General features: G+C 71.0%; 13 protein-coding genes. 4 read left to right on the top strand and 9 right to left on the bottom strand.

Annotated features, from left to right (window positions below; all coding sequences use genetic code 11):
* Positions 1 to 43 precede the first annotated feature (43 nt).
* Positions 44 to 1,594, top strand: a complete 1,551-nt coding sequence (locus BT364_RS17230; RefSeq protein ID WP_072486067.1) for an NCS1 family nucleobase:cation symporter-1 — start codon at positions 44 to 46, stop codon at positions 1,592 to 1,594.
* Here BT364_RS17230 and BT364_RS17225 read toward each other — a convergent pair.
* Positions 1,557 to 2,339 (bottom strand): hypothetical protein, encoded by a 783-nt coding sequence (locus BT364_RS17225; RefSeq protein WP_072486066.1) that lies wholly within the window; start codon positions 2,337 to 2,339, stop codon positions 1,557 to 1,559. The two genes, BT364_RS17230 and BT364_RS17225, sit on opposite strands and share 38 nt — an antisense overlap.
* 246 nt (positions 2,340 to 2,585) lie before the next feature.
* Between BT364_RS17225 and BT364_RS17220 the strand changes: the two genes are divergently transcribed.
* The gene (locus tag BT364_RS17220; protein ID WP_072486065.1) at positions 2,586 to 2,939 is read left to right on the top strand and encodes a hypothetical protein; all 354 of its coding nucleotides are present in this window, start codon (positions 2,586 to 2,588) and stop codon (positions 2,937 to 2,939) included.
* A 74-nt stretch (positions 2,940 to 3,013) separates the two neighbouring features.
* Here the strand turns inward: BT364_RS17220 and BT364_RS17215 are convergent, their stop codons facing one another.
* Both BT364_RS17215 and BT364_RS17210 read right to left on the bottom strand, forming a co-directional pair.
* On the bottom strand, positions 3,014 to 4,048 hold the full coding sequence (locus BT364_RS17215) for a nucleotidyl transferase AbiEii/AbiGii toxin family protein (RefSeq protein ID WP_072486064.1): 1,035 nt from the start codon (positions 4,046 to 4,048) through the stop codon (positions 3,014 to 3,016).
* The gene (locus BT364_RS17210; RefSeq protein ID WP_079179503.1) at positions 4,045 to 4,707 is read right to left on the bottom strand and encodes a hypothetical protein; all 663 of its coding nucleotides are present in this window, start codon (positions 4,705 to 4,707) and stop codon (positions 4,045 to 4,047) included. The genes BT364_RS17215 and BT364_RS17210 overlap by 4 nt, the downstream gene beginning before the upstream one ends.
* A gap of 234 nt (positions 4,708 to 4,941) precedes the next feature.
* Here BT364_RS17210 and BT364_RS17205 point away from each other — a divergent pair, with 234 nt between their 5' ends.
* Complete coding sequence (locus tag BT364_RS17205; RefSeq protein ID WP_072486063.1) at positions 4,942 to 6,420, top strand: amidase; 1,479 nt, start codon at positions 4,942 to 4,944, stop codon at positions 6,418 to 6,420.
* Positions 6,421 to 6,512: 92 nt separating this feature from the next.
* Positions 6,513 to 9,029, top strand: a complete 2,517-nt coding sequence (locus BT364_RS17200; protein ID WP_072486062.1) for a SpoIIE family protein phosphatase — start codon at positions 6,513 to 6,515, stop codon at positions 9,027 to 9,029.
* A 47-nt stretch (positions 9,030 to 9,076) separates the two neighbouring features.
* On the opposite strand, the gene BT364_RS17195 is transcribed toward BT364_RS17200, so the two are convergent.
* The 6 genes from BT364_RS17195 to BT364_RS17170 form a co-directional block, all read right to left on the bottom strand.
* The gene (locus tag BT364_RS17195) at positions 9,077 to 10,141 is read right to left on the bottom strand and encodes a lipoate-protein ligase LplAB (RefSeq protein ID WP_072486061.1); all 1,065 of its coding nucleotides are present in this window, start codon (positions 10,139 to 10,141) and stop codon (positions 9,077 to 9,079) included.
* A 531-nt stretch (positions 10,142 to 10,672) separates the two neighbouring features.
* On the bottom strand, positions 10,673 to 10,846 hold the full coding sequence (locus tag BT364_RS17190) for a CsbD family protein (protein WP_072486060.1): 174 nt from the start codon (positions 10,844 to 10,846) through the stop codon (positions 10,673 to 10,675).
* 16 nt (positions 10,847 to 10,862) lie between these two features.
* Entirely contained in the window at positions 10,863 to 11,270 is a 408-nt protein-coding gene (locus BT364_RS17185; RefSeq protein WP_072486059.1) for a gas vesicle protein K, read from the bottom strand.
* Positions 11,260 to 11,487 carry a gas vesicle protein gene (locus BT364_RS17180; RefSeq protein ID WP_371268600.1) on the bottom strand — a complete coding sequence of 76 codons (228 nt, stop codon included), beginning with the start codon at positions 11,485 to 11,487 and terminating at the stop codon, positions 11,260 to 11,262. The genes BT364_RS17185 and BT364_RS17180 overlap by 11 nt, the downstream gene beginning before the upstream one ends.
* Before the next feature lie 17 nt (positions 11,488 to 11,504).
* Entirely contained in the window at positions 11,505 to 12,296 is a 792-nt protein-coding gene (locus tag BT364_RS17175; RefSeq protein WP_079179502.1) for a GvpL/GvpF family gas vesicle protein, read from the bottom strand.
* Between the two features lie 70 nt (positions 12,297 to 12,366).
* Positions 12,367 to 12,558 (bottom strand): transposase (locus BT364_RS17170; RefSeq protein WP_177328152.1); only part of this gene is annotated, 192 nt, incomplete at its 5' end.

Below are 12,558 nucleotides of genomic sequence, written 5' to 3'. Positions count from 1 at the left end.
CCGCCCCGCACGGCACCGTTCCCGAGCGAAGGGTCCAGCCGCCATGACCTCGACCGTCCCACCGATCCCACCGCAGGACCCGATATCCGACCCCTCGGGGCGCATCGAACTCGCCCCCGGCGCCGTTCCCACCGACAACCGGTTCGTCAACGAGGACCTGTTGCCCGTCCCGCTGGAACGGCGCCGCTGGACGACATACAACTTCGCCGCGCTCTGGGTGGGCATGGCCCACAACATCCCGTCCTGGCTGCTCGCCTCCGGCCTGGTGGCCCTCGGCATGGACTGGAAACAGGCCGTGTTCACCATCGCGCTGGCCAACCTCATCGTGCTCGGGCCCATGCTGCTCACCGGTCACGCCGGACCCAAGTACGGCATTCCCTTCCCGGTGCTGGCCCGCGCCTCCTTCGGGCTGCGCGGCGCCAACCTGCCCGCGCTGATCCGGGCCGCGGTGGCCTGCGCCTGGTTCGGCATCCAGACGTGGATCGGCGGCGTCGGCATCTTCACCCTGCTGGGGAAGATCTTCGGCGGCTGGGCGAAGGCGTCCGAGATCGGCGGGCAGCCGTGGACGCTCTGGCTCTGCTTCATCCTCTTCTGGGCGCTCGAACTCGCCATCATCTACCGGGGGATGGACGCGCTGCGACGGTTCGAGAACTGGGCGGCGCCGTTCGTCATCGTCGGCGCCGTCGTGCTGCTGGTCTGGATCGCCGTCAAGGCGGGCGGCTTCGGCCCGCTGCTCGACCAGCCCTCTGAGCTCGGCTGGGGCAAGGAGTTCTGGCCGGTCTTCTTCCCCTCGCTGATGGGCATGATCGCGTTCTGGGCCACGCTCTCGCTGAACATCCCCGACTTCACCCGCTTCGGGGCCGGCCAACGCGCCCAGATCCGGGGTCAGATACTCGGCCTGCCCACCACCATGACCCTCTTCGCCCTGCTGTCGGTCCTGGTCACCTCCGGCTCGCAGGCCGTGTACGGCGAGGCGATCTGGGACCCGGTCCAGCTCGTGGCGAGGACCGACAGCGTCTTCGGGCTGCTCTTCGCCCTGGTGACGGTGCTGGTCGCGACCATCTCCGTGAACATCGCGGCGAACGTCGTGTCACCCGCGTACGACCTGGCGAACCTCGCGCCCCGGTTCATCAACTTCCGTACGGGCGCCCTGATCACGGGCGTCGTCGGCGTCCTGATCATGCCGTGGAAGCTCACCGAGACCCCCGAGCTGTACATCTTCACCTGGCTCGGGCTGGTCGGCGGACTGCTCGGCACGGTCGCGGGCATCCTGATCGCCGACTACTGGATCGTCCGCCGCACCGTGCTCGACCTGGCCGACCTCTACCGCCCCGGCGGCCGCTACTGGTACACGAACGGCTGGAACCGGCGAGCCGTCGTCGCGTTCGCCGCCGGCGGGGTCCTCGCGATCGGGGGCTCCCACTCCGCCCCCGGGGAGGGCCCGTTCCCGGCCGGCGGTCTGATCCCGTTCCTCAAACCGCTCGCGGACTACGGCTGGGCGGTCGGGCTGGCCTCGTCGCTGCTGCTGTACGTGGTGCTCAGCGGACGGTCCGGTGTCACACCGGCGCGGACGTACGGCCCAGCAGAGCACTGATGTCGTACGTCTGATCCGGCGGCGGCGTGGTCGTGGGCACCGGCTTGTCGAAGGCCGAGAAGCCCACGACCGCGTCCGCCCCGTCGCCCTGAGCCGTGATCCTCACGGGGTACGGCTTGCCCGTGGCGGCGACATACATCATCAGCGTCTGCCCGTCGCGCATCCTGGTCAGTGGCACCACCGGAGCCCCGTCGAGGGTGGTCTTCCTGCCCTTGTTCAGCGTCCCCCGGTCGTTGTTCGCGTTGTCGCTGACGAGCTTCTGGAAGGTGTCCAGATCGCAGCCGTTCGCTATGCCGAGCAGTCGCGGGTCGGAGGCCGATCCCTTCATGTATCGACCATTGAGGATCGCGGCGAAGGCCGAACCACCGCTCGGGACCTGGTTCTTCCAGAAGTTCGCGTCCGGCTTGACCCAGACCTCGTCGCCACGCTTCACGATCCGGACCGAGCCCTGGCTGTGGCCGAGATCCACCGATCCGTTGCAGTTCCCGTCCCGGTCCAGGGTGAGCTCCAGAGTCATCGACGGCCGGTCGACGCCGAGGTCTCCGCGCATGCTGAGATGCAGGGAACGGGCGCTCATAAGGGCGTCACGTGAACGGTCCGCGATCTGCTGTGCGGTGAGTTTCTCGATGCCGTTGCCGTCGTCCGCCCGGGCCGCACCGCCGCCCAGGACGCTGCCGCCGGTGAGTCCCAGCACGACGACCGCCGTCCAGGCGACCCGGCGGGTGCCGCTGTGTCGACCGGTCACGTCGCCTCCCTCGTAGAACCCGCCGGGCGCGAAACCCGTCGGGCCTGTTCAGGTGCCATCCGATTCTTGCCGTTCACACACCATCGGATTCCTCCGAGCGTACGCCGGGGGCGCACCGGTCGCGCGGCGGAGAACACCACCACAGCACATACACACTGTGATGTTTTGCCTCGTTTTGGGTTACGGGCGGTGGGGGACGGTTGTCGGCGCACCGAGTTCATCACCAGCGAGGAGGAACAGGGAGACATGAAACTGTCGATGGGGAGTGTTTCCAGGGCCGTGCTCCGGGGCGCCGTAGTGGCGGGGACGGCCGCCGCGCTCGCCGTTCCCGCGATCCTCGCCACCGCCGCGACGGCCGTGGCGACGCCGCCCGGCCTGTCCTGCGACACCGGAAAGCACGAGATCGACGACTACACGGGCTTCGCGCTGTGCCGCAACAACGGCAGCACGACGCAGACCTTCTGGGTGCATCTGGTCTGCGGCTGGTCCCCGGACGTGGACGGCGAGCACGTCACGCTCGCCCCCGGGCAGTCCGGTCAGTCCACCGCGCACTGCTCCGCCCTCGGCACCGGGATCGGCGAGATCAGCGTCCAGCCGTAGGGCGCGCCCACGCCCTGCCGGACCGGCCGCCGTGACCCGGTGGCCGGCCCGGTCGTCCGGTCCGGCTGCCCTGGCTACGGGGCGCTCCGCTCCAGCAGCCGTGGCAGCGCGGTGGCCAGCCTCTCCCGCAACCGGTCCGGACCGCCGTCCACCCACGGGTGCGCGGCGTGGAACGCGGACCAGTCCACCAGCCAGTCCAGCACCGCCCGCGGTGTGAAGCCCTCCGCGTGCGGGCCGAGCACGGTGTGCAGCAGACGCGGCGGGAGCCGCGTCCGGTCGTACTCCGCGAGCAGCACCGCGTCGTACAGGTCCTTCGCCCCCGACCGGCCCTCCGCCTCCTGGTCCTCGGCGAGCCACAGCAGCTTCCAGGCGAGCGAGAGCCCCGGGTCCGCGGTGCGGACCGGCGTCGGCGGTCCGCCGTCCCCGCGGGGGCAGGCCGTCCACACCGGTGCCCGCGGCAGCCGCTCGTCCTGGGCGAAGTCCATCCGCAGCTCGCCCGGCGGCAGCCCGTCGGCCTGCCAGGGCACGACGACCCGCACGCCGGGCGTCTCGTACTCCCGGTACATCCACACGCCGTCCGACGTCACCCGGCCCGGATCGATGCGTATCCCCTCGGGCGGCCGCGGCCCGGCCGTCAGGGCGGCGACGACCTCCTCGGTGGGGGAGGCGGGCGGATCGATGTCGTCGGGGTCCTCGATCTCGACCCAGCGCAGCCCCTCGGGTGCGAGCACGGGCCGGGCACCGGCGGTCTCGTGGCTCTCCTCGTCCGTCCACAGCTCGGGAGCGGCCGCGCCGTGCGCGGCCTCCGGCCAGTGCGGGACCGCCTCGATCCCGTCGACATACGGGTAGGGATCGAGGCGGTCGACGAATTCATCCGTCGTCGGGCCGTACACGATCCAGTCCAGATCGCCCGGCTCCCGTGCCGCCGCGCCCACCCACGCCTGGAGCGGGAGGCTGCCGCGCAGAACCAGCTGGTCACCCCACGGCGACCCGGCTATCACGGACAGCAGATGGTCCTGGACGCTGCGCCGGGCGGCCCGCCAGCGCGGAGCGAGCGCCGGGTCGTCGAACGTCGGTTCCCCGGGAACGGGGCGGTCGCCCGTGCTCACAGCGCCGCCCCGGCCTGCTCGACGATCCAGCCCGCGTCCACCGCCGGATGGTCGTCGTGCACCACGAACTCCTCCTCGGTCTCCAGCACTTCGAGCCCGGCATCGTCCAGCGCGCGCAGCAGCGCGTCGAGCCGGGTCCGCGCCCCGGACCGGCCGATCGCACGGCAGCGCTGGGTGACGAACCGCTCGTGGCGGCCCCGCCCGTCGGTGCGGCGGGCGTTGTGCGACAGGTGCGCGCTGTGCCGCTCGGCCGCGGCCCGCGCGGCGGCGAGGTCCCGTTCGCCGGAGAGCAGTAGTTTCACGTGGTGCTCGAAGTGGCAGTCGGGGGACAGCGCGGCGGCCTCGTCGGCCGTCCGGGGTATGTCCTCGTTCCACGGGGCGGCCTCGATCTTCACGCGTACGACGGGGAAGCCCGCCGCGCGCAGCGCGTCCGCCCGGAGCTCCGCGGCGGCCCGCTGCCGGGAGAGCGAACCGCGGCCCTGCTCGGTCAGCATGGGCTGGTCCGGCACGGCACCGCGGTCCAGGACGATACGGGTGAGCTTCAGGCCGTGCCGCTCCGCCCAGCGCGCCAGCCGGGCGCCCTCCTCCGCCTCGTCGGCGCGGGGATCGAACCGCACCGTCAGGTGCGTCTCGAAATCGCCCTCGAACTCCGCTTCCACGTACCCCTCCAGCAGTGCATTCGCCGCCCGTTTCCACCGGGGAACGTAGCAAGCGGCACTGACACTCCCCGGAGCGATGCCCGGCCACATTCCACCGAACGGTTGAGCGGACCGCTCACTACTCGTTACCCTCCGGTAAGTTCGTTCGGGCAGACAGATGCTTCAGGCACACAGATGCTGCGGGCACACAGACGCGTTGCGCGCCTGTGCCGATACGAGGAAGGCGGTCGGCCCATGTCCTCAACGGAAGCCGTGGAAACCACCGGACCGGCCGGGCCCGCGGGACTGGCCGACAGCGCACGGGAGCTGACCGAGGGCCGCACCACCTCGGTCGAGCAGGTGTCCGCCGCGCTGGGCCGCATCGAAGCGAGCCAGGGCACCCTCAACGCTTTCCGGCACCTGCGCGCGGAGGCCGCGCTCGCCGAGGCCGCCGAGGCCGATCGCCGGCTCGCGGCGGGGGAGCGGCTGCCGCTGCTCGGGGTGCCGGTCGCCGTCAAGGACGACACGGACGTCCTCGGGATGCCGACCTACTTCGGCTGCGACGGCGAACTGCCCGCCGCGACCGCGGACAGCGAGGCCGTACGCCGACTGCGGGCGGCCGGGGCCGTGATCGTCGGGAAGACCAACTCCTGCGAACTCGGCCAGTGGCCGTTCACCGAGGGCCCCGCCTTCGGCGCCACCCGCAACCCGTGGCACACAGGCCACACCCCCGGCGGCTCGTCCGGCGGCTCCGCGGCGGCCGTCGCGGCCGGACTCGTGCCCGCCGCGCTCGGCTCGGACGGCGCCGGGTCCGTCCGCATCCCGGCGGCCTGGACCCATCTCGTCGGCATCAAGCCCCAGCGCGGCCGGATCTCCGGCCACCCGCACATCGACGCCTTCCAGGGCCTGACCGTCAATGGGCCCCTCGCCAGGACCGTCGCCGACGCCGCGCTGCTGCTCGACGCGGTCGCCGGGTCCCACCCCGAAGACCCGCACCGGCCGCCCCCCGTCGCCGCCGCCGCGGCCGCCGCCCGCCGCGACCCCGGCCGGCTCCGCATCGCCCTCGCCTGGCGTCCCCCGCTCACCCTCACCGGCTCCGCACCCCACCCCGACGTGCGCCGGGCCGTCCTCGCCCTGGCCGAGGCCCTCGCCCGCCTGGGCCACGACGTCGAGGAGGCCAGACCCCGGTACGGGCTGATCGGCCTCGGCTTCGTGCCCCGCGCCACCGCCGGGATCGCCGAACTCGCCGCCCGCCACCCCGACCCCGCCCTCCTCGACCCGCGCACCCGCAGCGCTCTGCGCACCGGCACCCGGCTCGGCGGCCGGGTGGTACGGGCGGCCAGGGAGCGCGAGGTGCGCCAGCACCGCAGGATCGGCGCGTTCTTCCACACGTCCCGGGGCGGCGCCGGATACGACGTACTGCTCACCCCGACGACCGCCCTGCCACCGCCCCCGATCGGCCGGTTCGACGGGCTGAGCGCCTGGCGCACCGATCTGGCGATGACCGAGGCCTGCCCGTACGCCTGGCCCTGGAACGTACTGGGCTGGCCCGGCATCAACGTACCGGCCGGGTTCACCGCCGGCGGGCTGCCCGTCGGGGCGCAGCTGCTCGGCCCGTCCCGCAGCGAGGAACTGCTGATCTCCCTCGCCGCCCAGCTGGAGGCCGACCGGCGCTGGTACGAGCACCGGCCCCCGGCCCCGCCCGTCCCGTCCCCTCCGGCCGACGGGCGCTGACCGCCCGCGCACGTCCACGCCCGCCCCCGGTCGCTCGCACCCCGGCGCGGGAGGCGGGATCATGGACAACGAGTCGATGGGTGGTGGCCAGAATGGCGTGTGCACGTCCCCAGCCGGCGCCCGACGCCGAGCCCTCGCCGCCCAGCACGCCCCGGCACTTCTACGACACCGTGAACGATGCGACCGTGGTGGTCTCCGGCACCGGAACGGTCGTCGGCTGGACGCACAGCGCGCAGGAACTGCTGGGGTACCGCGCCGCTGACGTGGTCGGGCGGTCCGCCGGGTTCCTGCTCGCCATGTCCGAGGACCCGGTCCGGGTGGCCGGGATCGCCGAGCGGTGCCGCGCGGGCGTGGGGTGGCGGGGCGTCGCCGATGTGCGGCGGCGCGACGGCGGCCGGATCGAGCTGGACCTCCGTGTCTCGGCCTCGTTCCACATGGACAGCCGGGAGTGCTTCCTGGTCTCCGGGCGCGAACGGAAGCCGGAGTGGACGGTCGGGCAGTCCGTGCTGGACGCCTTCCTGACCGGTTCGCCGATCGGTATGGCGGTGCTGAGCCCGAACCTGCGCTACACGTGGATGAACGACACCCTGGAACGCTTCAGCGGCGTGCCGCGCGAGCACCGCGTGGGCCGCCGGCTGAGCGAGGTGCTCCCGGGGCTGGAGACCGAGGCCATCGAGACGCTGATGCGCGGTGTGCTGGACACCGGGGTCCCCGTCATCGACTACGAGTACCTGGGCTGGACCTGGGCCGATCCGCGCCGCAAGCGCGCCTACTCCACCTCGTACCTCCCGCTGACCGACAGCGACGGCAGTGTCACCGGCCTGTGCTACATGGTGCTGGACGTCACCGACCGGTGGAACGCCCAGCAACGCCTGGCCCTGGTCAACGACGCCGGAGCCAGCATCGGCTCCACCCTGGACGTGATGCGTACGGCTCAGGAACTGGCCGACTTCGCGGTGCCGCGGTTCGCCGACTTCGTCGTCGTCGACCTGCTGGAGCCGGTCGCCAACCCCGATGAGCCCGCTCCGTGGCCCCTGGGCGCGGGGCTGTCCGGCCAGGATCTCGCCCGGTCCGGTGCCGTCACCGGCTCCGCCCGGCCGAGAATGCGCCGTGCCGGGATGAGCTCGGTGCGCGAGGGCTGCCCGGAGGCGGTCCGCCGCGTCGGCGATCCGGTGGACTTCGTGCCCCCGCCGCACGACATCCGGTTCCTGATCGACGGCGAACCCGTCCTCATCCCGGTCCTCGACCCCGACAACCACATGTGGGCGGTGGAACAGCCCGTCAGGGCCGCGAACATCCGCGAGTACGGGCTCCACTCCCTCATCTCCGTACCCATGCGGGCCCGGGACACCGTGCTCGGGCTGACCACCTTCATCCGGTCGGTGAATCCCGCCCCCTTCGAACCGGACGACGTGCTCCCGGCCCGCGAGATGGTGGCACGGGCCGCCGTGTGCGTGGACAACGCCCGCCGCTACACCCACGAGCACACCGCGGCGCTGACCCTCCAGCGCAGTCTGCTCCCGCACACCCTGCCCGGCGGAATGGCCCTGGACGTGGCCTCCTCCTACCTCCCGGCGGACGCCAAGGACGGGGTCGGGGGCGACTGGTTCGACGTGATCCCGCTGTCCGGCGCCCGGGTCGCCCTCGTCGTCGGCGACGTCGTCGGCCACGGCATCAGCGCCGCCGCCACCATGGGCCGGCTCCGCACCGCGGTCCACACCCTCGCCGACATGGACCTGCCGCCCGACGAGCTCCTCGCCCACCTCGACGACCTCGTGATCCGCCTGAGCGACGAGGAACCCGAGGGCGAGGAGCACGGCACCTCCGTGCTCGGCGCCACCTGCCTGTACGCCGTCTACGACCCGGTCACCCAGCAGTGCACCATGGCGCGCGCCGGCCATCCGCCGCCCGTCGTCGTCGCCCCGGACGGGCGCGTCAGCTTCCCCGAACTGCCCGCCGGACCCCCGCTGGGCCTGGGCGGGATGCCGTTCGAGACGGCGGAGATCACCCTCCCGGAGGGAAGCCTGATCGGTCTCTACACCGACGGACTCATCGAGGGCCGGGACCGCGACGCCGAACTCGGCATGTCCCGCCTCGGAGGCGCCCTGGCCCAGCGCGGTCTTCCGCTCGACGCCCTGTGCGCGGCGGTCGTGGATCAGCTGGTCCCGGTGCCCCAGCCCGACGACGTCGCCCTGCTGCTCGCCCGCACGCACGAGCTGAGCGCCGACCACGTCGCCTCCTGGGAGGTCCCCGCCGACCCGGCCGCCGTCGCCGGGGTCCGGGCCCGGACCGCCCGCCTGCTGAGGACCTGGGGCCTGGAGGAACTGGAGATGACGACCGAGCTGATCGTCAGCGAGCTGGTCACCAACGCGGTGCGTTACGCCACCGGGCCGATCCGGCTGCGGCTGCTGCGCCAGTCCGTCCTGATCTGCGAGGTCTCCGACACCAGCAGCACCTCGCCCCGGCTCAGGCACGCCCGCACCACGGACGAGGGCGGCCGCGGCCTCTTCCTCGTCGCCCAGCTCACCCGCCGCTGGGGCACCCGCTACACGGCCGAAGGCAAGATCATCTGGACCGAGCAGGAACTCCCGGCGGCGGAGGAAACCTGACACTTCCGGGGAGGCCTCCGGGGGAGGCCCAGCCCCTACGGCTCGGCTCACGGCACCCGAGCGGTCCACTCCTCGGTGCCGAACTTCGTCCGTACGAGCTCCTCGGCCCGCGCCGTCTCCTCGTCCGTCACCCTGCCCCGGGTGAGACCGTGCCGGGTGCGGAAGGAGTCGATCATCCGCTCGATGACGGCCTCGCGCGTCAGCCCCGTCTGACGGCGCAGCGGGTCGACGCGCTTCTTGGCGCTCTTGGTGCCCTTGTCGGAGAGCTTCTCCTTGCCGATCCGCAACACCTCAAGCATCTTGTCGGCGTCGATGTCGTACGACATGGTCACGTGGTGCAGCACGGCTCCAGGACCACCGTCAGGGCCGACCATCCGCTTCTGGGCGGCACCGGCGATCTTGCCGGCGTCCGTGGCGATGTCGTTGAGCGGCTGGTACCAGGCCTTGATGCCCATGTCGCCGAGGGCGCCCAGCACCCAGTCGTCGAGGTAGGCGTAGCTGTCGGCGAAGGAGAGGCCGGAGACCAGCGACTCCGGCACGGACAGGGAGTACGTGATGGTACTCATGGGCTCTACGAACATGGCCCCACCGCCAGAAATGCGGCGTACCACGGTCATTCCGTGCTTTGTCGCCCCTCCGGGGTCCACCTCGTTGCGCAGCGACTGAAAGCTGCCGATGACCACGGCAGGCGAGGCCCATTCCCACACCCGCAACGTGGGTGCCCGCCGCCCGGCGGCCACCTCGGCGGTGAGGACCTCGTCCAGCGCCATGTGCAGGGCCGGGGCCTGTGCTTCCGTGTGCACCAACTGCCAGTCGTAGTCGCTCCACTCGGTCGCATGGGCCAGCGCTCGCCGAACAGCGATGCCGACGCCCTCCGCGGTCAGTCCGAGCATGACGGTCGACTCCGGCAGACCCGCCGTGATCCGGGCCGCCAGGCCTGCGGTGTCCGTTGAGGACGGGGCACCCTCCAGAGCCCTGTTGATCGAGAGGATCGCCTCGTCGGGCTCCAGGAAGAAGTCCCCGGCGACGCGCACGTTGCGCAGTGCGCCTTCCTCGACGTCCAGATCTACGACGACAAGCTTGCCGCCGGGCACCTTGTACTCGCCATGCACGGCTCTGTTCCCTTCCAGTGCGCGGCGTGAATCCTGAGCCTGTTGCTCAGACGTGGGACAGACGCGCACATACTTCGCATCGCACTCTAGTGCTCGCCCGTGACGAGTGGCTACGCAGCCTCGATGCCGCTGGAGCCGCATCGGAAGTGCGACCGTCAGGCCCGTCATACTCGGCGAGTTGGAGGTCGTCGCCGTACGGGTCGGCACCCGCTACCAGGTGTGTGTCGGGCAGGCTGCAGGACTCTGACGGTCGTGTGATTTCCCGTACCCGTCGGCATTCAGGGAAACGGGCGGGGGGCTTACGGAGACGTTCACCAGGCACATTCGTTTCAACGGCCCGTTGCGTATCCGGTCCACCCGGACATACATGAAGTGAGCGCAGGCAAACGCCATGCTCAGCGCCTCGTACACCGAGCGCGCACTGTCCCGCCGCCAGCTGCGTCGACTGCAGCGGGCCGATACTTGCTCCGCTGGACGCCAAACCGCCCTTGTTCGGAGTGCGGCAGCGGGCCAGTGCTGCATGTCTTTCTTTCAGTGCCTGAAGGTGTCCTTGCCCTTCTCCACTGCCTGCTTCACTTTGCCCTTCATCTTTTGGGCCCTCCCCTTTCCCTCCAGCCTTTCGTTACCCACGGCCCTCCCGACCGTTTCCTTGGTTTTCCCCTCCGCGATTTCGCCGATGTTCTTGGACTTCTTTCCGATGCCCATGTCGTTCTCCCTGGGGTCATTCGGATGGTGGTAGCAGAGTTCCGAGAGGTCCGAGATCCAAGTTGAGATCTTGCATGGAAAGGTCGTATCGAGAGCAGAGTTCAATCATACGACTGTGCAGAATCATCAAAGTTGCTCCGAGTCGCTCCTCCTGTTCCTCAGTGAGGTCTCCTGCGTCGACCCGCTGAAGGGCCTGGCGTTCCATGAGCTGTCGTAGCAGCTCGACGAGTGTGAGTACGAGTTTGATCAGGTCCCGTTCCACTGTGTCCGGGGCGGTGGTGACCCGGTGGGCCGGCCTTCGCACCTCCGCGCCGCCCCGGGGCAGGATGTCCTGCGGCACTGCGGGCAGCATGCGGAAGGCGCGGGCGGCGGCATCGGCGATTTCGTCGCGGCGGCTTCCGGGCGGACGGTCCTCACCTGCCATGGTCGTCTCCTATGGGTGCTGAGATGGCATGCCACGGGGAAGGATTCTGTTCGCTGATGGAGACGATCAGCGCGCGCAGCGATATGCGTACGAGGTCGATGTCGGCGATGGAGAGCACGACATCACCGGTGAGGACCACGCCTCCGCTGAGCAACCGGTCCAGCAGGTCGATCAGTGCGATCTGCCGGTCCGGCAGGGGCTCCTTCGGTGTGGCCACCGGCCTGCCCGCCGGCCTCACGGCGTGGCCCTCTTCAGCGGTTCGGCTTCAGTGAGGGTGGCGAAGGAGTACGGGGCCCACGGCCCGGTGACTTCGACGCGTACCCCGGGGCGTCCTTCTGCGGCCTGCATGACAGCGGCGCGGAAGTCTTCGGCATGTTGCAGCGGCACCAGGTAGGCGTCGTTGATGACGTTCTCTCCCGGACCGCGGGCGAGTTCGCCTTGTTGTGGCCGGTGCTGGACGCGATCAACCGCATAAGCGCGGGCGGCGGCCTCGACCCGCTCGGCTGCCTGTTCGGCGTCCCGATAGGCGTCTTCGCGGGCGTGTTGCTGTGCTCTGCGCCGACTGAGGTAGGCCCGCCCGGGGCTCAGGCCCGCATTTGTAGGTGGGCCTTCCGGACTCTCGATCGCCGCAGGCGCTTCGACATAGATCTTGACGCCCCACTCCACCTGCGCTGCCAGGTCGGTCAGTCTGCCGGCAAACGCCTCGTGGCGGGCCCGGAGCATGAGTCGCACCCGCTCGTCGTCGAGGTATACCGTCGCCAGACGCAGTGGCAGGACGGCGGTGAGGGCGGCCAATGCCTCGATCACCCGGTGATGGGCGCGGGCGACCGACTCCAGCCAGTCCAAGTCCTCAAGATGCGCTCGCAGCGCGGCTTCTCGGAAGTCCCGCTCGGGTACCGGGCTCACGGCGACCACCACATCGCCGCTGTGTTCTACGCGCACTAGCCTCGCCGTTTCGGTTGGGGTGATGAGTCGTCGCTGATCGTCAGCCGCCGGGTGGGCGAGGTGATTTGGCTGTTTGGGCATGGCGGAGGCCCGGCGCGGTGGTCGGGTTCTCCAGGGTCCTTCGGGTCGTGGGCGGGCAGGGGGTTGTCGGTCAGCCGGCTGGTCGGGGCAGCGCGGCAAGGCGATGGAAGGCGTCGGCGAGTTCGTTTCTCCATGGCCAGGTCGCCGATATCCGCAGGCGGAGGCGCCGCCCGCCTCGGGTGAGGCGGGCGGCGACGTGCAGCAGTCGGTAGCGGAGCTTTTTCGGTTCGGCAGTGGCCAGTTCGCCGTTCAGCAGCAGGAC

The sequence above is a fragment of the Streptomyces atratus genome, from assembly GCF_900119365.1.
GTDB lineage: Bacteria > Actinomycetota > Actinomycetes > Streptomycetales > Streptomycetaceae > Streptomyces > Streptomyces atratus_B.
The sequence above is the reverse complement of the archived record's forward strand: the minus strand, read 5'-3'. Positions and strand labels throughout refer to the sequence as shown.

Bases quoted from the DNA above. Each gene is read 5' to 3' on its own strand.
- BT364_RS17220 (WP_072486065.1), top strand. From the start codon at position 2,586: ATGAAACTGTCGATGGGGAGTGTTTCCAGGGCCGTGCTCCGGGGCGCC.
- BT364_RS17205 (WP_072486063.1), top strand. From the start codon at position 4,942: ATGTCCTCAACGGAAGCCGTGGAAACCACCGGACCGGCCGGGCCCGCG.
- BT364_RS17175 (WP_079179502.1), bottom strand. From the start codon at position 12,296: ATGCCCAAACAGCCAAATCACCTCGCCCACCCGGCGGCTGACGATCAG.
- BT364_RS17200 (WP_072486062.1), top strand. From the start codon at position 6,513: ATGGCGTGTGCACGTCCCCAGCCGGCGCCCGACGCCGAGCCCTCGCCG.
- BT364_RS17190 (WP_072486060.1), bottom strand. From the start codon at position 10,846: ATGGGCATCGGAAAGAAGTCCAAGAACATCGGCGAAATCGCGGAGGGG.
- BT364_RS17185 (WP_072486059.1), bottom strand. From the start codon at position 11,270: ATGGCAGGTGAGGACCGTCCGCCCGGAAGCCGCCGCGACGAAATCGCC.
- BT364_RS17230 (WP_072486067.1), top strand. From the start codon at position 44: ATGACCTCGACCGTCCCACCGATCCCACCGCAGGACCCGATATCCGAC.